This is a genomic window from Acidocella sp., from assembly GCF_036489515.1.
GTDB lineage: Bacteria > Pseudomonadota > Alphaproteobacteria > Acetobacterales > Acetobacteraceae > Acidocella.
In genome coordinates, this window is record NZ_DASXFO010000049.1 from 1 (window position 1) to 21,808 (window position 21,808).

General features: G+C 63.3%; 20 protein-coding genes and 2 tRNA genes. All 22 read right to left on the reverse strand.

Going from position 1 to position 21,808, the window contains the following annotated elements:
• Positions 1 to 146: 146 nt before the first annotated feature.
• A complete protein-coding gene (locus VGG47_RS07605; RefSeq protein ID WP_331537101.1) occupies positions 147 to 956 on the reverse strand; it encodes a type III pantothenate kinase in 810 nt (269 codons plus the stop codon).
• A gap of 118 nt (positions 957 to 1,074) precedes the next feature.
• Positions 1,075 to 1,788 (reverse strand): biotin--[acetyl-CoA-carboxylase] ligase, encoded by a 714-nt coding sequence (locus VGG47_RS07610; RefSeq protein WP_331537103.1) that lies wholly within the window; start codon positions 1,786 to 1,788, stop codon positions 1,075 to 1,077.
• A complete protein-coding gene (gene nuoN, locus VGG47_RS07615; protein ID WP_331537105.1) occupies positions 1,785 to 3,203 on the reverse strand; it encodes an NADH-quinone oxidoreductase subunit NuoN in 1,419 nt (472 codons plus the stop codon). Before nuoN ends, VGG47_RS07610 begins: the two co-directional genes overlap by 4 nt.
• The gene (locus VGG47_RS07620) at positions 3,200 to 4,717 is read right to left on the reverse strand and encodes an NADH-quinone oxidoreductase subunit M (RefSeq protein ID WP_331537107.1); all 1,518 of its coding nucleotides are present in this window, start codon (positions 4,715 to 4,717) and stop codon (positions 3,200 to 3,202) included. The genes nuoN and VGG47_RS07620 overlap by 4 nt, the downstream gene beginning before the upstream one ends.
• A 1-nt stretch (position 4,718) precedes the next feature.
• A complete protein-coding gene (nuoL, locus tag VGG47_RS07625; protein ID WP_331537109.1) occupies positions 4,719 to 6,641 on the reverse strand; it encodes an NADH-quinone oxidoreductase subunit L in 1,923 nt (640 codons plus the stop codon).
• Position 6,642: 1 nt separating this feature from the next.
• Positions 6,643 to 6,951, reverse strand: a complete 309-nt coding sequence (gene nuoK / locus VGG47_RS07630) for an NADH-quinone oxidoreductase subunit NuoK (RefSeq protein WP_331537111.1) — start codon at positions 6,949 to 6,951, stop codon at positions 6,643 to 6,645.
• Complete coding sequence (locus VGG47_RS07635; RefSeq protein ID WP_331537194.1) at positions 6,951 to 7,586, reverse strand: NADH-quinone oxidoreductase subunit J; 636 nt, start codon at positions 7,584 to 7,586, stop codon at positions 6,951 to 6,953. The genes nuoK and VGG47_RS07635 overlap by 1 nt, the downstream gene beginning before the upstream one ends.
• 10 nt (positions 7,587 to 7,596) lie before the next feature.
• On the reverse strand, positions 7,597 to 8,085 hold the full coding sequence (gene nuoI, locus VGG47_RS07640) for an NADH-quinone oxidoreductase subunit NuoI (RefSeq protein WP_331537113.1): 489 nt from the start codon (positions 8,083 to 8,085) through the stop codon (positions 7,597 to 7,599).
• A gap of 12 nt (positions 8,086 to 8,097) precedes the next feature.
• Positions 8,098 to 9,114: an NADH-quinone oxidoreductase subunit NuoH gene (gene nuoH, locus VGG47_RS07645; RefSeq protein ID WP_331537115.1), complete on the reverse strand. Its 1,017-nt coding sequence runs from the start codon at positions 9,112 to 9,114 to the stop codon at positions 8,098 to 8,100.
• Positions 9,111 to 11,165, reverse strand: a complete 2,055-nt coding sequence (nuoG, locus tag VGG47_RS07650; protein ID WP_331537116.1) for an NADH-quinone oxidoreductase subunit NuoG — start codon at positions 11,163 to 11,165, stop codon at positions 9,111 to 9,113. The genes nuoH and nuoG overlap by 4 nt, the downstream gene beginning before the upstream one ends.
• A gap of 4 nt (positions 11,166 to 11,169) precedes the next feature.
• Positions 11,170 to 12,462: an NADH-quinone oxidoreductase subunit NuoF gene (gene nuoF, locus VGG47_RS07655; protein ID WP_331537118.1), complete on the reverse strand. Its 1,293-nt coding sequence runs from the start codon at positions 12,460 to 12,462 to the stop codon at positions 11,170 to 11,172.
• A 5-nt stretch (positions 12,463 to 12,467) separates the two neighbouring features.
• Entirely contained in the window at positions 12,468 to 13,082 is a 615-nt protein-coding gene (locus VGG47_RS07660) for a complex I 24 kDa subunit family protein (RefSeq protein WP_331537120.1), read from the reverse strand.
• A 2-nt stretch (positions 13,083 to 13,084) separates the two neighbouring features.
• Positions 13,085 to 14,284, reverse strand: coding sequence for an NADH-quinone oxidoreductase subunit D (locus tag VGG47_RS07665; protein WP_331537123.1), 1,200 nt, complete (start codon positions 14,282 to 14,284; stop codon positions 13,085 to 13,087).
• Positions 14,281 to 14,856, reverse strand: a complete 576-nt coding sequence (locus VGG47_RS07670; protein ID WP_331537196.1) for an NADH-quinone oxidoreductase subunit C — start codon at positions 14,854 to 14,856, stop codon at positions 14,281 to 14,283. The genes VGG47_RS07665 and VGG47_RS07670 overlap by 4 nt, the downstream gene beginning before the upstream one ends.
• Positions 14,857 to 14,872: 16 nt before the next feature.
• Complete coding sequence (locus VGG47_RS07675) at positions 14,873 to 15,430, reverse strand: NuoB/complex I 20 kDa subunit family protein (protein ID WP_331537125.1); 558 nt, start codon at positions 15,428 to 15,430, stop codon at positions 14,873 to 14,875.
• Between the two features lie 4 nt (positions 15,431 to 15,434).
• Complete coding sequence (gene ndhC, locus VGG47_RS07680; RefSeq protein ID WP_408841713.1) at positions 15,435 to 15,764, reverse strand: NADH-quinone oxidoreductase subunit A; 330 nt, start codon at positions 15,762 to 15,764, stop codon at positions 15,435 to 15,437.
• A 279-nt stretch (positions 15,765 to 16,043) separates the two neighbouring features.
• Positions 16,044 to 16,120 (reverse strand) — tRNA-Asp (locus VGG47_RS07685).
• A 298-nt stretch (positions 16,121 to 16,418) separates the two neighbouring features.
• Positions 16,419 to 16,490: transfer RNA gene (locus tag VGG47_RS07690), tRNA-Val, on the reverse strand.
• 43 nt (positions 16,491 to 16,533) lie between these two features.
• Positions 16,534 to 16,797: an HU family DNA-binding protein gene (locus VGG47_RS07695; RefSeq protein WP_331537198.1), complete on the reverse strand. Its 264-nt coding sequence runs from the start codon at positions 16,795 to 16,797 to the stop codon at positions 16,534 to 16,536.
• A 134-nt stretch (positions 16,798 to 16,931) separates the two neighbouring features.
• A complete protein-coding gene (gene lon, locus VGG47_RS07700; protein WP_331537129.1) occupies positions 16,932 to 19,343 on the reverse strand; it encodes an endopeptidase La in 2,412 nt (803 codons plus the stop codon).
• Positions 19,344 to 19,481: 138 nt separating this feature from the next.
• The gene (clpX, locus tag VGG47_RS07705; protein ID WP_331537131.1) at positions 19,482 to 20,738 is read right to left on the reverse strand and encodes an ATP-dependent Clp protease ATP-binding subunit ClpX; all 1,257 of its coding nucleotides are present in this window, start codon (positions 20,736 to 20,738) and stop codon (positions 19,482 to 19,484) included.
• Positions 20,739 to 20,959: 221 nt separating this feature from the next.
• Positions 20,960 to 21,619, reverse strand: a complete 660-nt coding sequence (gene clpP, locus VGG47_RS07710) for an ATP-dependent Clp endopeptidase proteolytic subunit ClpP (RefSeq protein WP_331537133.1) — start codon at positions 21,617 to 21,619, stop codon at positions 20,960 to 20,962.
• Between the last annotated feature and the right edge of the window lie 189 nt (positions 21,620 to 21,808).

Genomic DNA, 21,808 nt, shown 5'->3' on the forward strand with positions numbered 1-21,808 from the left:
GCCATAGAGGTTGAAATTCATGCCGATCTCCCCGGTGCCGCCGAGGGGAATGAAAATGAACCCGCCCGGGGCATCGCCCCGGATCGGACCCGAGGATTTGCCGGTGGATTTTGCCATCAGATAAAAAGCTCCTGGAATAAAAGTGTTCAGTCAGTCTCGATAAACCGCGCACGGTCGCGCGGCAAAGGCGGCGGGGAATTGCGCAGCGAGAGCAGGCGCAGCCCGTCCAAAGTCAGATCGGGGTCGATGGCGGTGAATTGCGTGGTCCCCTCGGCGAAGAGCGGAGCCAGGCCGCCGGTGGCGATGGCTTTCAGGGGCGCGCCGAATTCCCCTTCGATGCGCACCAGCAGCCCCTCGATCAGCCCGACATAGCCCCAATAGATGCCCGAGCGCATGGCTGGGATGGTGGAGCGGCCGATCACCGCCTGCGGCCGGCCGATGCCGATGCGCGGCAGCCGCGCCGCCGCCTGATGCAGCGCCTCGATGGACAAATTGATGCCGGGCGAGATCACCCCGCCAAGATAGGCGCCGGTGCTGTCGACCACGTCGAACGTGGTGGCGGTGCCGAAATCCACCACCACCAGCGGCCCGCCATAATGGTTGTGCGCGGCCAGCGCGTTGAGCAGCCGGTCGGCGCCGACCTCGTCGGGATTGTCGACCTTGATCTCAAAGCCCCAATCCAGCGAGGCCTGGGCCACCAGCGGCTCGGAGTCGAACCATTCGCGGCAGAGCCGCCGCAGATGATACAAAGCCGCCGGTACCACGGTGCCGATCACCGCGCGGTTGACCTGGCCGGGCGTGATGCCGGCGCGGGTCAGCAGCGCCTCCAGCCATACGCCGTATTCATCCGAGGTGCGCTGCGCCGAGGTCGCGAGACGCCAGGCGCCGCGCCATTCCGTGCCGTCATGCACCGCGAAGACGATGTTGGTGTTGCCGGCGTCAATGACCAGTAGCATGGGCTCCCGCTTCCCTAGAGCAATGTGCGTTTAGATGGAATCGACCGTTGCCATCTAAACGCATGAAATTGCTCGCCAAAAATAGGTTAGAGCATGATTGATGCAAAGCAATCATGCTCTAGGCCTGCCCGAGCAGGATGTCGCCCGTGCTGATGGGTTCGATACGATCTTTGTCCTGCAACAGCAATTCGCCGGCGTCGGACAGGCCCGCAAAGGCGCCATGACGTTCACCCCGTGCGCCGCGCACGATGAGCTTCGTGCCCACAGGATGCCCCCAAGCCTGCCATGATTCGCAGATTTTCGCGCCCGGCGCGTCGTGCCATGCCGCGATGCGCGCCAGGATCGCGTCGGCGGCGTCATCGGCACTGAGGCTGCCGCCATGATCCCTCAGCGAGGTGGTGCGGCGCCCCGCGATGTCGGGTGCGGCCGCCAGATTCACGCCGATCCCGACCACCACCCACTCAATTTTTGCACCGTCCGTCGCGGCATCGATGAGGATGCCGGCGAGCTTGGCGCCGTCCAGCAGCACGTCATTCGGCCATTTCAGCATCGGCAGCGTTTTGCTCCACGGCGCCAACGCCTCGACCAAAGCGATGCCGGCGATAAGCGAAAACAGCCCTGCCTCGGCGGCGGGTCGGTCGGGGCGGAGCAAAAACGAAAAGGAAAGATTACCTTCGGGCGCGGTCCATTCCCGCCCGCGGCTGCCGCGGCCGGAAACCTGCCGCCGCGCCTGCACCGCCAGTCCGGCTGCCGCCCCCGCTTTGGCGCGGGCGACGCATTCATCCGAAGTCGAGCCGAGTTCGTCGTAACGTTCGAGCCGCCAGGCGATCACCCCATCAAGGCCCGGGCTGCGGCATCGGCGGCGCTGACCAGCGGGCCGGGGATGAACACGAACAGGCAGGTGACGATGGCGCCGACCGCCATGACGAAGCGCACGCCGCCCGCCATTGGGTCGAATTCCGGCCGCCCGGCGTCAAAATACATCACCTTGATCACGCGCAGATAATAGAACGCGCCGATGACGCTTGTCACCACCCCGACCACGGCGAGCGTGTCGAGACCCGCGTTCACCGCGGCGGAGAAGACATAAAGTTTGCCGAAGAAGCCGGAGAGCGGCGGGATGCCGGCCATCGCCCACATGAAGATCGCCAGCGCCAGGGCAAAGCCCGGCTTCTCGGCGGACAGGCCGGCAAGGTCGGCGATGGTCTCCACCGCCTGGCCACGGCGGCGCATGGCGATGACACAGGCGAAGCTGCCGAAGGACATGACCACATAGATCGCCATGTAGACCAAGGTCGCCTGGATGCCGGCCACCGTGCCGGCGGCGAGGCCCATCAGCGCGTAGCCCATATGGCCGATCGAGGAATAAGCGAGCAGGCGCTTGATGCTGGTCTGGCCGATCGCGGCCAGCGCGCCGAGCGCCATGGAGACGATGCTGAGGATCTCGACCAGCATCTGCCACTGATGCAGCAGCGGCCCGAACGGCCCGATCATCACCGCGAGCAGCAGCGCCATGGTGGCGACTTTCGGGGCGGTGCCGAACAAAGCGGTGACCGGGCTGGGCGAGCCCTCATACACGTCCGGCGTCCACATATGGAACGGTGCGGCGGAAATCTTGAAGGCGAGACCGACCAGCACGAAGACGATGCCGATCACCGTCCCGTAGCCCGCGCCATGCGCCAGGACGCCCGCGAGCGAGGCGAAATTGGTGGTGCCGGCAAAGCCGTAGACCAGCGAAATGCCGTAGACGAGCAGCCCGGAAGCAAGCGCGCCCAGGACGAAATATTTGAGGCCCGCCTCAGTGGAGCGCAGCGAATCCCGCGCCAGCGCCGCGCAGATATACAGCGCCAGCGATTGCAGCTCGAACCCGACATAGAGCGTCATGAGGTCCGCGGCGGAGATCATCACGATCATGCCGAGCACGGAGAACAGCACCAGGATCGGGTATTCGAAGCGGGCGATGCCTTCGCGGCGGTTATAATCGACCGAGAGGATCAGCGCCGCGGCAGCACCCAGCATCACCAGCACGTCGGCATAGCGGGTGAAGGTGTTGGTCTGCAGCAGCCCGCCGAACAACGGCCCATCGGGCGCCGCCAAGGTGAAGCCGGCGGCGAGGACCAGCAGGATCAACGCACCGGCGGTACAGCTGGTGGCACGCTCGCGTTTGGCGAACACGCCGAACATCAGCAGCGCCATGCCGCCGATACCCAGCAGCAAGGCAGGAATAAGGGGGGAGAAAGAGATCATTTGCTCACCATGGCGATGGCCGTGTGCGGCGTGAGGGCCGCGACATGCGCCTGCACCATGGCGGTGACCGGCGCATCGAAGATATGCGTGAAGCTGCTCGGATAGATGCCGAGCCACAGCACCATCACGGCGAGCGGCACCAGCATGGCGTATTCCCCGGCGGTGAGGTCTTTCAGGCTCGCCAGTTCAGGCCGCGTGAACTTGTCGAACAGCACGGCGCGCAGCAACACCAGCATATAAGCGGCGCCCAGAACCATGCCGGCACCGCCCAGCAGCGACACCCAGAAATTCACTTTCATCGCGCCGACGATCACGAGGATTTCACCGATGAAGCCCGAGGTGCCGGGCAAGCCCATATTCGCCAGCGAGAACAGCATCAAAGCCGCGGCATAGACCGGCATGCGCGTGGCGAGCCCGCCCAGCTTCGAGAGCGCCATGGTCTCACCGCGCGCCAGCAAAATCCCGGAGCAGACAAACAAGCCTGCGATAACGATGCCGTGCGAGAGCATCTGAAACAGCGCGCCCTCAATGCCCTCGACCGTGAAGGTGAAAATGCCGATCACGATCACGCCCATATGCGCGACCGAGGAATAGGCGATCATGCGCTTCATATCGGTCTGCGCCAGCGCCACGTAGGAGACATAGATCACCGCGACCACGCCGAGGGTGAACATCAGCGGTTCGGCGGCGGCGGAGGCCTGGGGGAGCATCGGCACGGCGAAGCGCAGAAAGCCGTAGGCGCCCATTTTCGACAGCACGGCCGCGAGCATGATGGTGCCCGGCAGCGGCGCCTCGCCATAGGCGTCCGGCAGCCAGGTATGCAGCGGCCACACCGCCGCCTTCACACCGAACGAGGCGAGGAAGGCGATGAACAGCCACATCTGGATGTGCGGCGGGATCGGCGTGTGCAGCAAGGTCACGATGTCGGTGGTGCCGGCGTTGCGCCACATCCAGACCAGCGCCAGCAGCATGAACAGCGAGCCGGCGAGCGTGAAGATGAAGAATTTCACCGCCGCGAAAATGCGCTTTTCGCCGCCCCAGACGCCGATGATGAGATACATCGGCAGCAGCACAGCCTCGAAGAAGATGTAGAACACGACGAAATCGAGCGCCGCGAACATGCCCACGGTCATCGTTTCCAGGAGCAGGAAGGCGATCATGAACTCGCGCACCCGGCGCGTGATCGACCAGGCGGAGAGGATCGCGATCGGCGTGATGAACACCGTGAGCAGGATCAGGGACAGGCTGATGCCGTCCACCCCCATGCGGTACTGCACGTCGATCCCGGAGAGCCAGGGCACGGTCTCCACGAACTGGAATCCTGCCACAGCGGGGTTGAATGCGCTCCAGAGATAAATGCCCAGCGCCAGCACCACGAGGCTGGTCCAGAGCGCGGCGTAGCGGGCGTTGCGCGCCACCGCCGCCTCGTCGCCGCGCAAGGTGACGAGGTAGAACACGCCGACCAGCGGCAGGAAGGTGATCAGCGAAAGGATCGGGAAACCGGCCTGGTTCATGTTAGCGGACCCACAGGAAGAGGCTGAGGAAGACGAGCAGGCCGATCAGCATGATGAAAGCGTAGAGGGCGATCGACCCGGTCTGCAGTTTCACGGTCTGTGTCGAGGCATCGGCAGTGAGCGTGGCGAGGCCTGTGGGCACACCGTCGATCACCTGCTCGTCGCCGAAGCGCCATGCGAATTTCGCGAGCCGCAAGCTCGGGCGAACCAGGAGCGCATCGTAGATTTCGTCGAAATACCATTTGTTCAGGACGAACAAATAGAGCGGCCTGAAGGCTTGCGAGAGCCGCCCCGGCAGCGAGGGGACCAGAATATACATGATGGCGGCGACGGCGAGACCGATGATCGCGGCGGTCAGCGGCGCCAGCGCCGCCCAGGCCGGGATCTGATCGATCGACTGCATGATCGTGCCCGGCACGGCGATGCTGCCGCCCCAGAAGGCGCTGAAGCCACCGCCGATAAAGGCGTTGCGGAACAGGAAGCCGCTGCTCACCGCGCCGATGGCGAGCAGCACCAGCGGCCCGAGAATCACCAGCGGGCTCTCATGCACATGCTCCTGCACATGTTTGGGCGCGCGCGACGTGCCGTGGAAGGTGAGCAGCACCAGCCGCGCCGTGTAGAACGCGGTGAGCCCGGCCGTGACGGTGCCGAGGACCCAGCCATACATGCCGACCGCGCTGTGCGAGGCAAACGCCGCGCCGAGAATCGCGTCCTTGGAATAATAGCCGGAGAAGGGCGGAATACCGGAGAGCGCCAGGCCACCGATCAGCAACGTCACCCAGGTGACCGGCAGCTTGCGCCAGAGGCCGCCCATCAGCCGCACATCCTGCTCGTCGGACATCGCATGGATGACCGAGCCCGCGGCCAGGAACAGCAGCGCCTTGAAGAAAGCGTGATTGATGAGGTGGAACATCGCCACCGGATAGGCGCCGAGCCCGGCGGCCAGGAACATGTAGCCGAGCTGCGAGCAGGTGGAATAGGCGATGATGCGCTTGATGTCGTTCTGCACGCAACCGACCGTGCCGGCGAAGAAGGCCGTGGTGGCGCCGATCACGGTGATCACCTCCATGGCCACCGGAGCGTGGTTGATCAGCGGCGACATGCGCACGATCATGAACACGCCCGCCGCGACCATGGTGGCGGCATGGATGAGGGCGGAAATCGGCGTCGGGCCTTCCATCGCGTCGGCCAGCCAGGTGTGCAGAAGGAACTGCGCCGACTTGCCCATCGCGCCGATGAACAGCAGGATCGAAATCACCTCCAGCGCCGGGAACTGGGTGCCGAACAGCGCGTAGCGGTTGCCGGCATGCGCCGTGACGGCGGCAAAAATGCCGTCGAAGGAGATGGTGTTGAAGACGAGATAGGCGAGCGCAATGCCGACCGCGAAGAACAGGTCCCCGATGCGGTTGACGATCATCGCCTTGATCGCCGCCGCGTTCGCGGCCGGCCGGTCATACCAGTAGTTGATGAGCAGGTAGGAGACGAGGCCCACACCCTCCCAGCCGAAGAACAGCTGCACCAGGTTGTTGGATGTCACCAGCATCAGCATCGCGAAGGTGAACAGCGAGATATACGCGAAAAAGCGCGGCGCGGTCTTGTCGTGCTCCATGTAGCCGACGCTGTAGATATGGATCACCAGCGAGACGGAGCTGACCATCGCCACCATCACCAGCGTCAGCATGTCCTGGCGCAAGGTCCAGCCCGGATTGAAGCCGCCGACCGCAATCCAGTCGGCGACATGCAGGGGCGCCGCCGGCACACCGACATGAAGCAGCGTCACGAAGGACGTCACCCCGGCGATGGCGGAGATGATCATGAACAGGATGCTGGCGCCGATCGCCAGCTGCCTGCCAAGGAACGGGCGGCCGACGCCCGCGAGCACGGAACCGAAAAGCGGTGCCAGAACGGCGATCAGCGTTAACATATCAGCCCTTCATCAACGTCACGTCCTCGACCTCGATCGAGCCGCGGTTGCGGAAATAGATGACCAGAATGGCGAGCCCGATCGCCGCCTCAGCGGCGGCGACGGTGAGCACGAACATGGTGAAGACCTGCCCGACCATGTCGTGCAGCGCGCCGGAGAAGGCGACGAAATTAATGTTCGCGGCGAGCAGGATCAGCTCGATCGACATCATGATGATGATGATGTTCTTGCGGTTCATGAAGATGCCGAAAATGCCGATCACCAGCAGCAGCCCGGCAACGATCAGATAGTGTGAAAGCGGCACGGTCATCACAGCGCATCCTCCTCATGACGCGGCATTTGCGCGCCCGCCCCGACCTTGGCCGGCACCATCACCAGCGTATCGGCCGGCACGCGGGCGTGCTGCACGTCGAGATCCTGGGTCTTGGCGCGGCGGCGCTCGCGATGCGTCAGCACGATCGCGCCGATCATCGCCACCAGCAGGATCACGCCCGCGAGCTGGAACAAAGGCAGATATTTCGTATAGATCAGCTCACCCAGCGCCTGGGTATTCGTCACACCCGCCGGCGTCGGGAACAGCCGCGCGCCGGCGGCACCGGGCGCGATGCTCCAGCCCGAAAGCACCAGCACGAGCTCGATGAAGAGAACCACGGCGACCAGGCCACCGACCGGCGCGTAACGCTGGAAACCCTCGCGCATCTTGGCGAAGTTCACGTCCAGCATCATCACGACAAACATGAACAGGACCGCGACCGCGCCGACATAGACGATGACCAGGAGCATCGCCAGGAACTCGGCGCCGCTCAGCAGGAACAACACCGCGGCGTTGATGAAGGCGAGGATCAGGAACAGCACCGAATGCACCGGGTTGCGGTTGCTGACCACCATCACCGCCGAAGCCAGCAGGATGAAGGAGGCGACATAAAAGACGAGATTGGGGATCATGGCTGGGATCTCACCGATAGGGCGCGTCAAGTTCCAGCCGCTTCGCCAGCTCCGGCTCCCACCGGTCGCCGTTGGCCAGCAGCTTGGCCTTGTCGTAGAGCAGTTCTTCGCGCGTCTCGGTGGCGAATTCGAAATTCGGCCCCTCGACGATGGCATCCACCGGGCAGGCTTCCTCGCACAGGCCGCAATAGATGCATTTCACCATATCGATGTCGTAGCGCGTGGTGCGGCGCGAGCCGTCCTCGCGCGGTTCGGCCTCGATGGTGATCGCCTGCGCCGGGCACACCGCCTCGCAGAGCTTGCAGGCGATGCAGCGTTCCTCGCCGTTCGGGTAGCGGCGCAGCGCGTGCTCACCCTTGAAGCGCGGGCTGATCGGGTTCTTCTCGAACGGATAGTTGATCGTGGCCTTGGGCTTGAAGAAATATTTCAGCGTGAGGCCGAGGCCGGCGACGATCTCGCTCAGCAACAGTCCACGGGCCATACGGTCGAGCCGGATCATGGTGTTGACCTATCAAGCATGGGGCAGCAGCCCGAAGATTTCCAGGAAGCCGGCGGTGATCACCAGCCAGGCGAGAGAGAGGGGCAGGAACACTTTCCAGCCCAGCGACATCAGCTGGTCGTAGCGCAGGCGCGGCAAGGTGGCCCGCACCCACACGAACACGAACAGGCAGATGAGGATTTTCACGAGGAACCAGATCACGCCCGGCACCAGGGTGAAGGGCACGAACGGCAGCGGCGAGAGCCAGCCACCGAGGAACAGCAGCGTGGTCATGGCGCTGACGAGGATCATGTTCGCGTATTCGCCGAGGAAGAACAGCGCGAACGTCATGGCGCTGTATTCCACGAAGAAGCCGGCGACGATTTCCGTCTCGCCTTCGGCCAGGTCGAACGGCGCGCGGTTGGTCTCGGCGATGCCGGAGATGAAGAAGATGATGAACATCGGGAAGAGCGGGATCGCGTACCAGAGGTGACGCTGCGCCAGCACGATGTCGTTCAAATTCAGGCTGCCGGCGCAGATCAGCACGGTGACGATGACGAAGCCCATGGAGACTTCGTAGGACACCATCTGTGCGGCGCTGCGCAGCGCGCCGAGGAAGGCGTATTTCGAGTTGCTGGCCCAGCCGGCGATGATGATGCCGTACACGCCGAGCGAGGAGATCGCGAAGAGGTAGAGGATGCCGACATTGATGTTGGCGACTGCCCAGCCATTATTGACCGGGATCACCGCCCAGGCGGTGACCGCCAGGCCGAAGGTGATCATCGGCGCCAAGGTGAACAGCACACGGTCCGCCCCGGCGGGGAAGATCGTCTCCTTGAACATCATTTTCAGCGCGTCGGCGAAAGGCTGCCACAGGCCGAACGGGCCGGTCACGTTGGGGCCCTTGCGCAACTGGATCGCGCCCATCACCTTGCGCTCGAAATAGGTGAGATAGGCGACCCCGACCAACAGCGGCACGACCACCGCCAGCGTCTTCAGCACCGTGAGAATGAGGAAGCCAAGGTCGGTATGAAAAAAGAACGCGTTCATTCCGCGGCCTCCAGCGCCGGATAATGCGCGGCGACGCAGGCCGCCATGGTCGGGCTGGCGCGGCTGATCGGGTCGGTCTGGTAGTAGTTCGCCAGCACCGGCACCAACGCCTCGCGGCCCACAGCGGAAACCTCACCTTCGGGTGCCGCCGGGTCCGTGCCCGCCAGGCGCCGCACCTCGCCGATGCGGGCAAACAGCTGATAGGTTTCCGCCAGATGCGCGCGCAATTCCGGCAGCGTGTCATAGGGCAGCGCATGGCCGAGATAGGCGCTGAGCGCGCGGATGATGCGCCAGTCCTCGCGCGCATCGCCGGGTGGCTTGAGCGCCAGCTGCGCCTGCTGCACGCGGCCCTCGGTGTTCACATAGGTGCCGTCTTTTTCCGTATAGGCCGCACCCGGCAGGATCAGATCCGCGCGCGCCGCCCCGGCATCGCCGGTATGGCCTTGATAGATCACGAAGGTGTCCGGTCCGATCGCCTTGGTGTCGAGTTCATCGGCGCCGAGCAGCCACAGAATGTCGGTCCCGCCACCCAGCATTTGCGCCGTGCTCTTGCCGCCGGCGCCGGGCAGGAACCCGATATCCAGTGCACCGACCCGTGCTGCCGCATGGTGCAGCACGTTGAAACCGTGCCAGTCCGGGGTGAGCATGTTGAACTGTGCCGCGAGCTTCCAGGCGGCAGCATGGATCGCCGCGCCATCCGGCCGCGCCAGCGCCCCTGCCCCGAGGATCACCATCGGGTTTTTGGCGGTCTTCAGCACTTCGGCAAACGCGTGCGAACCATCGAGGAGGGCCGAAATCGCCTCCGGCCCGGCGCCGAGATGGTCGAACCCGTAGGTCAGCTCATGGCTCTGGCCGATCAGCGCGACTTTCAGCCCGCCGGTCAGCCAGCGCTTGCGGATGCGCGCGTTCAGCACCGGCGCCTCGTGGCGCGGGTTGCTGCCGATGATCAGCAGCGCGTCCGCCTCCTCGATCCCGGCGATCGTGGTGTTGAACAGATAGAACGGCCGCCGGGAAGCGTCGAACACCGCTCCATCCTGCCGGCAATCCAGATTCTTCGAGCCGAGTGCTGTGAAGAATTCCTTCAGCGCGAGCATGCTCTCGACATCGCAGAGATCGCCGGCGATGGCGCCGATGCGCTCCGGCGCCGTGCCCTTGACCTTGGCAGCGACGGCAGCGAACGCCTCTTCCCAGCTCACCGCGCGCAATTTGCCGTTCTCGCGCAGCCACGGCCGGTCGAGGCGGCGGCGCTTCAGGCCGTCGATGGAAAAACGCGACTTGTCGCCCAGCCATTCCTCGTTCACGTCGTCATTCAGGCGCGGCAGAATGCGCAACACCTCAGCCCCGCGCGCATCGATGCGGATGTTCGCGCCGACCGCGTCGAGCACGTCGATGCTGTCGGTCTTGCGCAGCTCCCAGGGCCGCGCGGTGTAGGCATAAGGCTTCGAAGTGAGCGCGCCGACCGGGCAAAGATCGATGATATTGCCCGAAAGTTCCGAACTCAGCGCCTTCTCGATATAGGTGCCGACCTGCATGCTCTCGCCGCGCGCGGTGGCGCCCAGCTCGGCCACGCCGGCCACTTCGGTGGTGAAGCGGATGCAGCGCGTGCAATGGATGCAGCGCGTCATCGTGGTTTTGACGAGCGGCCCCCAATCCCCCTGCCCGACAGCGCGCTTGGCCTCGTCATAGCGCGAATAATCGCGGCCATAGCTCACCGCCTCGTCCTGCAGGTCGCATTCGCCGCCCTGGTCGCAGATCGGGCAATCCAGCGGATGATTGATGAGCAGGAACTCCATCACGCCGCGACGCGCCTTGCGCACGTTCTCGGTGTCGGTGTGGATCACCATGCCCTCCGCCACCGGCTGGCCGCACGAGGCCACCGGCTTGGGCATTTTCTCGACCTCGACCAGGCACATGCGGCAGTTGCCGGCGATCGACAGGCGCTCATGATAACAGAAGCGGGGGATCTCCTTGCCCGCCGCTTCCGCCGCCTGCAGAACGGTCGACCCGTTCGCGACCTCAACCTCGATGCCGTCGACGATGACTTTTGCCATGTTCTTACTCCGCCGCCTGCGCCACAACCGGACGCGGCGCGTCGATGGCACGCGCCTCGACCAGCGGCCTGAACGCCCGCATCAAACCCTGGATCGGCCAGGCCGCGGCATCGCCGAAGGCGCAGATCGTGTGACCCGCCACCTGCGACGTCACCTGCTCCATGAGCGCGATGTCGGCCATGCTGGCCTTGCCCTGCACGATCCGGTCCATCATGCGCATCATCCAGCCGGTGCCCTCGCGGCACGGCGTGCACTGACCGCAGCTTTCATGCTTGAAGAATTTCGAAAGACGCCAGATCGCCTTCACCACGTCGGCCGACTTGTCCATGACGATGATGGCGCCGGAACCCAGGCCGCTTTTCACCGCCGAGAGGGAATCGAAATCCATCAGCTGGGTGTCGCACATCGCCTTGTTCAGGATCGGCATCGACGCGCCGCCGGGGATCACCGCCTGCAGATTGTCCCAGCCGCCGCGCACGCCGCCGGCATGTTTCTCGATCAGGTCTTTCAGCGGAATGCCGAGTTCCTCCTCGACATTGCAGGGCCGGTTCACATGGCCGGAAATGCAGAATAGCTTGGTGCCGGCATTCTTCGGCCGGCCGAGTGCTGAAAACCACGCGGCGCCGCGGCGCATGATGGTCCCCACGCCGGCGATGGTCTCGACATTGTTCACCGTGGTCGGGCAGCCATAGAGGCCCATGGCGGCGGGGAAAGGCGGCTTCATGCGCGGCATGCCCTTCTTGCCTTCCAGGCTCTCCAGCAGCGCCGATTCCTCGCCGCAAATATACGCGCCGGCGCCGCGATGCAGGACGATGTCGAAATCCCAGCCCGAGCCCGACGCGTTCGGGCCGATCAGCCCGGCCGCGCGCGCCTCGTCGATCGCCGCCTGCAGGCGCACGGCTTCGTTGTAGTATTCGCCGCGGATATAGATGAAGGCGGTATGCGCGCCCATCGCGAAGGCGGCGATCAGGCAGCCTTCGACCAGCTTGTGCGGCTCATTGCGGATGATGTCGCGGTCCTTGCAGGTGCCGGGCTCGCTCTCGTCGGCATTCACCACGAGATAAGACGGCCGCCCGTCGCTCTGCTTGGGCATGAACGACCATTTCATGCCGGTCGGGAAGCCCGCGCCGCCACGGCCGCGCATGCCCGACGCCTTCATCTCCTCGACGATCGCGTCCCGCCCTCGCGCGAGAATATCGGCGGTGCCGTCCCAATCACCGCGCGCGCGCGCGCCGGGCAGCTTCCAATCGTGCAGCCCGTAGAGATTTTGATAGATCCTGTCAGCGTCGTTCAGCATCTGGGTTACTCCGCCGGACTGCCGTCTTGCAGCAACGTGGTCTGGTTGGACACCGGCGCCGAGGCGTGCCGGCCGATCGCCGAGCCCGCCGGCGGCAAAGGCTCGCCGGCCTTCAGCTGCAAAAGCAGCGCCTCGGTCTTCTCGGCATCGAGATCCTCGTAATAGTCGTCGTTGATCTGCAGGATCGGCGCGTTCACGCAGGCGCCGAGGCATTCCACCTCGGTCATGGTGAACAACCCGTCCTCGCTGGTCTGGCCGAAATCCTTGACGCCACCAGCCTTCTTGCAGGCCGCCACGATCTCATCCGAGCCGCGCAGCCAGCACGGCGTGGTGGTGCAGACCTGCAGATGATATTTGGCCACCGGCTTGGTGTTGTACATCAGGTAGAAGGTCGCGACCTCGTAGACGCGCACCGGCGCCATGCCGAGGCGTTTGGCCACCACATCCATGGCGATGCGCGGCACCCAGGCGGAGCCGGTCTGCCGGCCCATCTGGCGCTGCACGATGTCGAGCAGCGGCATCACCGCACTCGCCTGCTTGCCCGCCGGATAGCGCGCGATCATTTGAACGACGGCCGCCTCGGCGATCTCGTCAAAGACAAATTCCGTTGGCTCTGCCATATTCACCGGTCAATCTCACCAAAGACGATGTCGAGGGAGCCGAGAATGCCGACCATGTCAGCCAGCATATGCCCCTTGGAAAGCTTCTCCGTCGCCTGCAGATGCGCAAAGCCGGTCGCGCGGATCTTGCAACGATACGGACGATTGCTGCCGTCGGCGACCAGATACACGCCGAACTCGCCCTTCGGCGCCTCCACCACCGTGTAGGTGGCGCCGGCCGGCACGTGATAGCCCTCGGTATAGAGTTTGAAGTGATGGATCAGCGCTTCCATCGAGTGTTTCATCTGCGCGCGGGTCGGCGGCGTGATCTTGTGATCCTGCAGCTTGATCGGGCCCGGTTTCATTTTCGCCAGCGCCTGCTTGATGATTTTCACACTCTCGCGCATCTCGGCGATGCGTACGAGATAGCGGTCGTAAGTGTCGCCATGACGGCCGATCGGCACGTCGAATTCGACCTCGGCATATTTGTCATAAGGCTGCGCGCGGCGCAGATCCCAAGCCACACCAGAACCGCGCAGGCTCGGCCCGGAAAAACCCCAGGCCAGCGCATCCTCGGCGGAAATCACGCCGATATCCACCGTGCGCTGCTTCCAGATGCGATTGCCGGTGAGCAGCGCTTCCACGTCGTCGATGAACTTCGGAAAGCTCTCGGCCCAATCGGCGATCTTCTGCTCCAGCCCGGCCGGCAGATCTTTCGCCACGCCACCGGGGCGGAAATAATTGGAATGGAAACGCGCGCCGGACGCCGCCTCATGAAATTCCAGCAGCTTCTCGCGCTCTTCATAGCCCCACAGGCCGGGTGTCAGCGCGCCGCAGTCGAGCGCGAAATGCCCGACGCTGAGCAGATGGTTCAGCACGCGCGTGATTTCCGCGAACAGCACGCGGATCCATTGCGCGCGATCCGGCGCCTGGATGCCGAGCAGCTTTTCCGTGGCCAGCGCGAAGGCATGTTCGCAGGCCATCGGCGAGACATAATCCAGACGGTCGAAATACGGCACCGCCTGCATGTAGCTCTTGTACTCGATCAGCTTCTCGGTGCCGCGATGCAGCAGGCCAATATGCGGATCGGCGCGCTCGATGACCTCGCCATCCATCTCCAGGATCAGCCGCAGCACGCCATGCGCGGCGGGATGCTGCGGGCCGAAATTGATCGTGTGGTTGTCGACCTCGATCGTCTTGGTGGTCGGCGCCAGCTCGCTCATTTACGCTCTCCCCGCGCTTTCTCATCGCCGGGCAGCGTGGTCATGCCTTCCCACGGCGAGAGGAAATCGAAATTGCGGAATTCCTGCGTCAGCTTCACCTTGTCGTAGACCACCGCCTTGCGCTCGGCGTCGTAATGCACCTCGACATAGCCGGTGAGCGGAAAATCCTTGCGCAAAGGATGCCCCTCGAAGCCGTAATCGCTGAGGATGCGGCGGTGATCCGCCAGCCCCTCGAAGGCGATGCCGAACAGGTCCCACACCTCGCGCTCCCACCAGGTGGCGCACGGCCAGATCGCGGACACCGAGACGACCGGTGTCGCCTCATCGGTCTGCACGATCACGCGCAGGCGCTCGTTGCGGGTGACGGAGAGCAGATTGTAGACGACATCGAACCGTGCGGCGCGCTGCGGCCAGTCGACACCGCAAATATCCATCATTTGCTGGAAACCGAATTTGTCGCGCAGCTCCTGCAGCAGCGCATAGGCCCGGTCGCGCTCGACCAGCACGACCAGTTCGCCGATCTCGCGATATGCCTTAATGGCGCCCGGAAGGGCTGCCATGGTGTCGCGCATGATATCCACGATCTCTTCAGCCACGGAGAATCGTCCCTGTCCGGCGGATTTTCTTTTGCAGCTGCATGATGCCGTAGACCAGCGCCTCGGCGGTCGGCGGGCAGCCCGGCACGTAGATGTCGACCGGCACGATCCGGTCGCAGCCGCGCACCACGGAATAGGAATAGTGATAATACCCGCCGCCATTGGCGCAGCTGCCCATGGAGATCACCCAGCGCGGCTCCGGCATCTGATCGTAGACCCGGCGCAGCGCCGGCGCCATCTTGTTGGTCAGCGTGCCGGCGACGATCATCACGTCGCTCTGCCTGGGGCTGGCGCGCGGGATGACGCCGAACCGGTCGAGGTCATAGCGCGGCATGTAAGCGTGGATCATTTCCACCGCGCAACAGGCGAGACCAAACGTCATCGGCCAGAGGCTGCCGGTGCGCGCCCAGTTCACCAATTTATCCATGTTGGCGACGACGAAGCCCTTGCCGGCGATCTCGCCGGTGATGCCCTTGATCACAGCGTCCTGGGCGGACCCCTGGGGCAGGTGCTCGCGGTTCCAGGCGAGCGCGGTGTCCGGCACGTTCATGCGGCTACTCCCAATCCAGCGCGCCCTTGTTCCACTCATAGATGAAGCCGACGGTCAGGACCGCGAGAAAGCCAAGCATGGAGAAAAAACCAAGCAGGCCGATGCGCGCCAGGCTGACCGCCCAGGGGAACAGAAACGCGACTTCGACATCGAAAACAATGAAGAGAATGGCAACCAGATAAAAGCGTACATCGAACCGCCGACGCGCATCGCCAAACGCCTCGAACCCGCATTCATAGGCCGTGAGCTTGGCCGCATAAGGCTTCTGATGTGCCGCAAAAACCGAACCGAAAACCATCGCCAGACCAATCAGGGCCGCGAGCGCGGCAAACACGATGATCGGGAAATACTGCGAAAGTACCGGCTGCACGGCACGTCTCCCCACGGCTGGATGACAAATTCGTAAGCGCCATGTCGCACCGCAGCAGCCCGAGGTCAATAGTTATCAATCGCTTGATCGACATAGCTGATGGAACAGATTGTATGCGCTGGAATACTTGCACCGGGATCGCGCGACCGCATTATAACACAGCGGCACACGCGCAGACCATCGCAAAGGCTCTCGCCCTGCGATCCAAACGAAACAAATTTTCAAAGGAATTTTCTACCACACTGGCGCGAGTGACGGGGCTCGAACCCGCGACCTCCGGCGTGACAGGCCGGCGCTCTAACCAACTGAGCTACACCCGCGTGGCAGTGGGCGCGGTGTAATGCGTGACGCGCCGAGCGTCAAGCGTCTAAAGCCTGAAATCTATCCGCGCTGCTCAGCAATGAGAAAGGCAAAAGGAAAGGCTTCTTTTTGTGAACAAAAAGAAGCAAAAAAACTTTATTAATCTGGGTCATGGGCGTTGTCGCTGACACTGCCCATGGCCCAGCATCGCCAAAAGTTTTTGCGCCGCTTTAGCTCGAAAAGCGGCTACTTACTTCGCCAAAAAAAACCGCCGCAAGAGATTTGCGACGGCAGCAACGTCAACGAGACAAAATCGTATAGGCGGTGACGGGTTTGAACCGCCGACCCTCTCGGTGTAAACGAGACGCTCTACCGCTGAGCTAACCGCCCACAGGGAAAACGGACGGCTCGCGCCGTCCGAATCGCAAAGTCTTTAGTTCACTGCGTCCTTCAGTGTCTTGCCGGGCTTGAAGCGGACCGAGGTGGAAGCCGGAATGTCGATCTCGGCACCGGTGCGCGGGTTGCGGCCCTTGGAGGCCTCGCGCTCGGAGGTCGCGAACGTGCCGAAGCCGACGAGGCGAACCTCAAGCTTCTGCTTCAGGGATTTTTCAATCGCCCCGAACACGGCGTCCACGACTTCAGCAGCCTTCGCCTTGGAGATATCGGTTTCTTCAGCGACGGCGGCAATCAAGTCCATTTTATTCACGGGTAAACTCCCTGTTATGTGCATACAAAAGCGCCCACCCAGGTCCATCTTTGACCTAGGTGAGCCATGGTGAATAGCGAGCCCAGTTGATAGCCAATCTGGGCCGCGACCGTCAAACCGCTAGTTTAATGCGGCAAAACGGCAGCACGCGCATCGCCTGGGGCGGCCGCGAGATCGTCCGCGGCATCCTCCCAGTCGATCGGTTCCGGCTTCCTGACCAACGCCCGTCCGATGACGTCGTCGACATGCGAGACCGGGATAATGACCAAGCCCTTTTTCACATTGTCAGGGATTTCAATGAGATCTTTCTCATTGTCCTGGGGGATGATCACGGTCTTGATCCCCGCTCGCAGGGCCGCCAGCAATTTCTCCTTTAAGCCGCCGATCGGCAGCACCCGGCCGCGCAGCGTGATCTCGCCGGTCATGGCGATGTCACGGCGAATCGGGATGCCGGTGATCGCGCTGACAATCGAAGTCGCCATGGCGATGCCGGCCGACGGACCATCCTTCGGAGTCGCACCTTCCGGCACGTGGATGTGAATGTCGCGCTTGTCGAAGAAGGGCGGCTTGATGCCGAACTGCACCGCGCGCGAGCGGATATAGGAATACGCGGCCTGCACGCTCTCCTGCATCACGTCGCCGAGCTTGCCGGTTTGCTTGACGTTGCCCTTGCCGGGCAGCAGCACGCTCTCGATGGTGAGGATTTCGCCCCCCACTTCGGTCCAGGCCAGGCCGGTGACGACACCGACCATGTCCTCGGACTCGGTCTCGCCGTAGCGGAATTTCGACACACCGGCGAACTTCTCGAGATTTTTCTTGGTGATCGTCACCTTCTTGACCTTGGAGGTGACGATCTCCTTGACCGCCTTACGCGCCAGGTTGGCGAGCTCGCGCTCGAGGTTGCGCACCCCCGCCTCACGGGTATGCGTGCGGATCAGTTCGAGCAGCGCCTCGTCGGAAATCGACCACTCTTCCTTCTTCAGCCCGTGCGCTTCGCCTTGCTTGGCGATCAGGTGGCGCTTGGAAATCTCCATCTTCTCATCCTCGGTGTAGCCGGGAATGCGGATGATCTCCATGCGGTCGAGCAGCGGCTGCGGCATGTGCAGGCTGTTGGCGGTGGTCACGAACATCACGTCGGACAGGTCGTAATCGACCTCCAGGTAATGATCGGCGAAGGTCGCGTTCTGCTCCGGATCCAGCACCTCGAGCAGCGCGGAGGACGGATCGCCGCGCCAGTCGGCGCCGAGCTTGTCGATCTCGTCGAGCAGGAAGAGCGGATTGGAGGTCTTGGCCTTCTTCATGCCCTGGATGACCTTGCCGGGCATCGAGCCGATATAGGTGCGGCGATGGCCGCGCACTTCGGCTTCGTCGCGCACGCCGCCCAGCGACATGCGCACGAAATTGCGCCCCGTCGCCCTGGCGATCGACTTGCCGAGCGAGGTCTTGCCGACGCCCGGCGGGCCGACCAGGCAGAGAATCGCCCCGCGCAGTTTCGGGCTGCGCGCCTGCACCGCCAGATATTCGACGATGCGCTCCTTGATCTTGTCGAGCCCGAAATGGTCTGCGTTGAGAATGCGCTCGGCCTCGAGCACGTCGTTCTTGATCTTGCTGCGCTTCTTCCAGGGGATCCCGAGGATCCAGTCGAGATAGTTGCGCACCACCGTCGCTTCCGCGCTCATCGGGCTCATGCTGCGCAGCTTCTTCAGCTCCGCCACGGCCTTTTCGCGGGCTTCCTTGCTCAGCTTGGTCGCCTTGATCTTGGCTTCCAGCTCGGCGGTCTCGTCCTTGCCGTCCTCGCCTTCGCCGAGCTCCTTCTGGATCGCCTTCAGCTGCTCGTTCAGATAGTACTCGCGCTGCGTCTTCTCCATCTGCCGCTTCACGCGGTTGCGGATCTTCTTCTCGACCTGCAGCACGCCGATTTCGGATTCCATGTGGTTGAACACGCGCTCGAGCCGTTCGGCCGTGCTGTCCAGCTCCAGCAGTTCCTGCTTGTCGGCGATCTTTAAGCCCAGATGGCTGGCGACCGTGTCGGCCAGCTTCGAGGGCGATTCGATCTGATTGACCGAGACCAGCACTTCCGGCGCGATCTTCTTGTTCAGCTTGATGTACTGCTCGAACTGCGCGACCACGGTGCGGCCCAGCGCCTCGACCTCCTTGCCCTCATCGGCATGGTCCTCGATCGGCGTGGCGAGCACCTCGAAATACTGCTCGGTCTCCTTGAACTCGTCGATGCGCGCGCGCTTGATGCCCTCGACCAGCACTTTCACGGTGCCGTCGGGCAGTTTGAGCAGCTGCAGGATCGTCGACAGGGTGCCGATCCGGTAGATGTCCTCGGCGGCGGGATCGTCCTGTGCGGCGTTCTTCTGCGCGACGAGCAGGATCTGCTTATCCTCCTTCATCACGCTTTCCAGCGCCCGCACCGACTTCTCGCGCCCAACGAACAGCGGCACGATCATATGCGGGAACACGACGATATCGCGCAGGGGCAGAACCGCCAGCGTCTCGGGGGCGGAGGCAGTTTTGGTAACGTCAGCCATAGTGAATTCCTTGTCCTTGCAAAGGCTGCCCTGAAAGGCACAACCTCAGGTGCCGGGGCTCCCGGCCACACTCGACATATCGGCTCCCCATCGCGGGGCTGCAAGCCCCGCGACCCAGTCCCGCGCGCAACGTCTGCCTCAGGAGGCCGTCTCCACGCGTTTTTCGGAGTAGAGGAAGAGCGGCTCGGCCCGTCCTTCCGCCACTTCGCCGCTGATCACCACCTCGTCCACCCCATCCAGCCCGGGCAGGTCGAACATGGTGGTGAGCAGGATGCTCTCCATGATGGAGCGCAGGCCACGCGCGCCGGTCTTGCGCTTGATGGCGCGGCTGGCGACCACTTTCAGCGCGTCCTCAGTGAAGGTGAGTTTCACGCCTTCCATCTCGAACAGCCGCCCATATTGCTTGACCAGCGCGTTCTTCGGCTTGGTGAGAATCTCGATCAGCACGGTCTCGTCGAGGTCATCCAGCGTGGCGACCACCGGCAGGCGGCCGATGAATTCCGGGATCAGGCCGAATTTCAGCAGGTCCTCGGGCTCCACTTCGCGCAGGATGAGGCCGGTGCGGCGCTCGTCCTGGCTGCGCACATCGGCCCCGAAGCCGATGCCCGAGCCCTTGCCGCGCTGCGAGATGATCTTTTCCAGGCCGGCGAAGGCGCCGCCGCAAATGAACAGGATGTTGGTCGTATCGACCTGCAGGAACTCCTGTTGGGGATGCTTGCGCCCGCCCTGCGGCGGCACAGAGGCGACGGTGCCTTCCATGATCTTCAGCAGCGCCTGCTGCACGCCCTCACCGCTCACGTCACGGGTGATCGAGGGGTTGTCCGACTTGCGGCTGATCTTGTCGACCTCGTCGATATAGACGATGCCGCGCTGCGCCCGCTCCACATTATAGTCGGCGGCCTGCAACAGCTTGAGGATGATGTTCTCGACATCCTCGCCGACATAGCCCGCCTCGGTCAGCGTGGTCGCATCGGCCATGGTGAACGGCACGTCGAGGATGCGCGCCAGCGTCTGCGCCAACAGCGTCTTGCCCGAGCCGGTCGGGCCGACCAGCATGATGTTGGACTTCGCGATCTCGATGTCGTTGTTCTTGGTGGCGTGCGACAACCGCTTATAGTGGTTGTGCACCGCCACGCTCAGCACCTTCTTCGCGTGGCTCTGGCCGATCACGTAATCGTCCAGCACCTTGCAGATCTCGCGCGGCGTCGGCACGCCGTCGCGCGACTTCACGAGGTGCGTCTTGTGCTCCTCGCGGATGATGTCCATGCAAAGCTCGACACATTCATCGCAGATGAACACGGTCGGGCCGGCGATCAGCTTACGGACCTCATGCTGCGATTTCCCGCAGAAGGAACAATACAGCGTGTTCTTGGTGTCGCTCGATTTGCTGCTCATAAGCACTCCACAGCCCGAAATAAGTAAAAAGACTAGACCCCCGTCCGCGAGGGCACAAGCACCGATCTCAGGCCTAAAAAAGACCTTCTAAATCAAAAACTTGATACCCCTTGCGGCCCTCCCGAGGGGGGCCGCCGGCGCGCCAGGGTCAAAAAACTGTCAAAAACCGGCCATGTCGAGAGAACATGGCCGGCGTTTTCAGGAGGCGGCCGCGCTCGGCCTTATTTCGCCGTGGCCTTCTCGTCAGTGCCCGATTCGGGCACGATCGGCTGGCTCTTCACGACATCGTCAACGATGCCGAACTCCTTGGCTTCCTCGGCGGACAGGTAGGAGTCGCGCTCCAGCTTGGCCTCGATCGCCTCCAGCGGCTGGCCGGTGTGATCGACATAGATCTGGTTCAGGCGCCGGCGCAGGTTCAGGATCTCGCGCGCCTGGATCTCGATGTCCGTGGCCTGGCCCTGAGCGCCGCCGGAGGGCTGGTGCACCATCACGCGGGCGTTCGGCAGCGCGAAGCGCTTGCCCTTCTGCCCGGCGCAGAGCAGCAGGCTGCCCATCGACGCCGCCTGGCCGATGCACACGGTGCTGACCGGCGAGCGGATGTACTGCATCGTGTCATAGATCGCGAGGCCGGAGGAGACCACGCCGCCGGGGCTGTTGATGTAGAAGGAGATCTCCTTGTTCGGGTTCTCGCTTTCCAGAAACAGCAGCTGCGCGCAGATCAGCGAGCTGACCTGGTCATAAACCTGACCGGTGAGGAAAATGATCCGCTCCTTGAGGAGGCGGGAATAGATGTCGTAGGAGCGCTCGCCGCGCGCGGTCTGCTCCACCACCATCGGCACGAGGTTGTTGTTGAAAACCTCGACAGGATCCCGATCGAACATTTTTGTAATCCTTGTAAAATATAACCGCCTGCCCCGGCATCGCCGCACGCCTGATTGCAGGCCGCACGGCGAACGGAACAAGACGTCATGGACCCAAATTAGTGGATCGGGCGCGTTCGTCTAGTGCAGGAAAGAAAGCAGCCGTTTTTTGAAAAAAGCGGCGCAAAAACTTTTATTTATGCTGGGCCA

What these genes read in the sequence shown, in the direction of transcription:
- nuoF (WP_331537118.1), bottom strand. Translation starts at nt 12,462, where the DNA reads ATGCTGAACGACGCTGACAGGATCTATCAAAATCTCTACGGGCTGCAC.
- nuoG (WP_331537116.1), bottom strand. Translation starts at nt 11,165, where the DNA reads ATGGCAAAAGTCATCGTCGACGGCATCGAGGTTGAGGTCGCGAACGGG.
- VGG47_RS07605 (WP_331537101.1), bottom strand. Translation starts at nt 956, where the DNA reads ATGCTACTGGTCATTGACGCCGGCAACACCAACATCGTCTTCGCGGTG.
- VGG47_RS07635 (WP_331537194.1), bottom strand. Translation starts at nt 7,586, where the DNA reads ATGATCCCCAATCTCGTCTTTTATGTCGCCTCCTTCATCCTGCTGGCT.
- VGG47_RS07660 (WP_331537120.1), bottom strand. Translation starts at nt 13,082, where the DNA reads ATGGCAGAGCCAACGGAATTTGTCTTTGACGAGATCGCCGAGGCGGCC.
- VGG47_RS07695 (WP_331537198.1), bottom strand. Translation starts at nt 16,797, where the DNA reads ATGGACTTGATTGCCGCCGTCGCTGAAGAAACCGATATCTCCAAGGCG.
- clpP (WP_331537133.1), bottom strand. Translation starts at nt 21,619, where the DNA reads ATGTTCGATCGGGATCCTGTCGAGGTTTTCAACAACAACCTCGTGCCG.
- nuoH (WP_331537115.1), bottom strand. Translation starts at nt 9,114, where the DNA reads ATGAACGCGTTCTTTTTTCATACCGACCTTGGCTTCCTCATTCTCACG.
- VGG47_RS07665 (WP_331537123.1), bottom strand. Translation starts at nt 14,284, where the DNA reads ATGAGCGAGCTGGCGCCGACCACCAAGACGATCGAGGTCGACAACCAC.
- VGG47_RS07670 (WP_331537196.1), bottom strand. Translation starts at nt 14,856, where the DNA reads ATGCGCGACACCATGGCAGCCCTTCCGGGCGCCATTAAGGCATATCGC.
- clpX (WP_331537131.1), bottom strand. Translation starts at nt 20,738, where the DNA reads ATGAGCAGCAAATCGAGCGACACCAAGAACACGCTGTATTGTTCCTTC.
- lon (WP_331537129.1), bottom strand. Translation starts at nt 19,343, where the DNA reads ATGGCTGACGTTACCAAAACTGCCTCCGCCCCCGAGACGCTGGCGGTT.
- nuoI (WP_331537113.1), bottom strand. Translation starts at nt 8,085, where the DNA reads ATGATCCGGCTCGACCGTATGGCCCGTGGACTGTTGCTGAGCGAGATC.
- nuoK (WP_331537111.1), bottom strand. Translation starts at nt 6,951, where the DNA reads ATGACCGTGCCGCTTTCACACTATCTGATCGTTGCCGGGCTGCTGCTG.
- nuoN (WP_331537105.1), bottom strand. Translation starts at nt 3,203, where the DNA reads ATGATCTCTTTCTCCCCCCTTATTCCTGCCTTGCTGCTGGGTATCGGC.
- nuoL (WP_331537109.1), bottom strand. Translation starts at nt 6,641, where the DNA reads ATGTTAACGCTGATCGCCGTTCTGGCACCGCTTTTCGGTTCCGTGCTC.
- VGG47_RS07675 (WP_331537125.1), bottom strand. Translation starts at nt 15,430, where the DNA reads ATGAACGTGCCGGACACCGCGCTCGCCTGGAACCGCGAGCACCTGCCC.
- VGG47_RS07620 (WP_331537107.1), bottom strand. Translation starts at nt 4,717, where the DNA reads ATGAACCAGGCCGGTTTCCCGATCCTTTCGCTGATCACCTTCCTGCCG.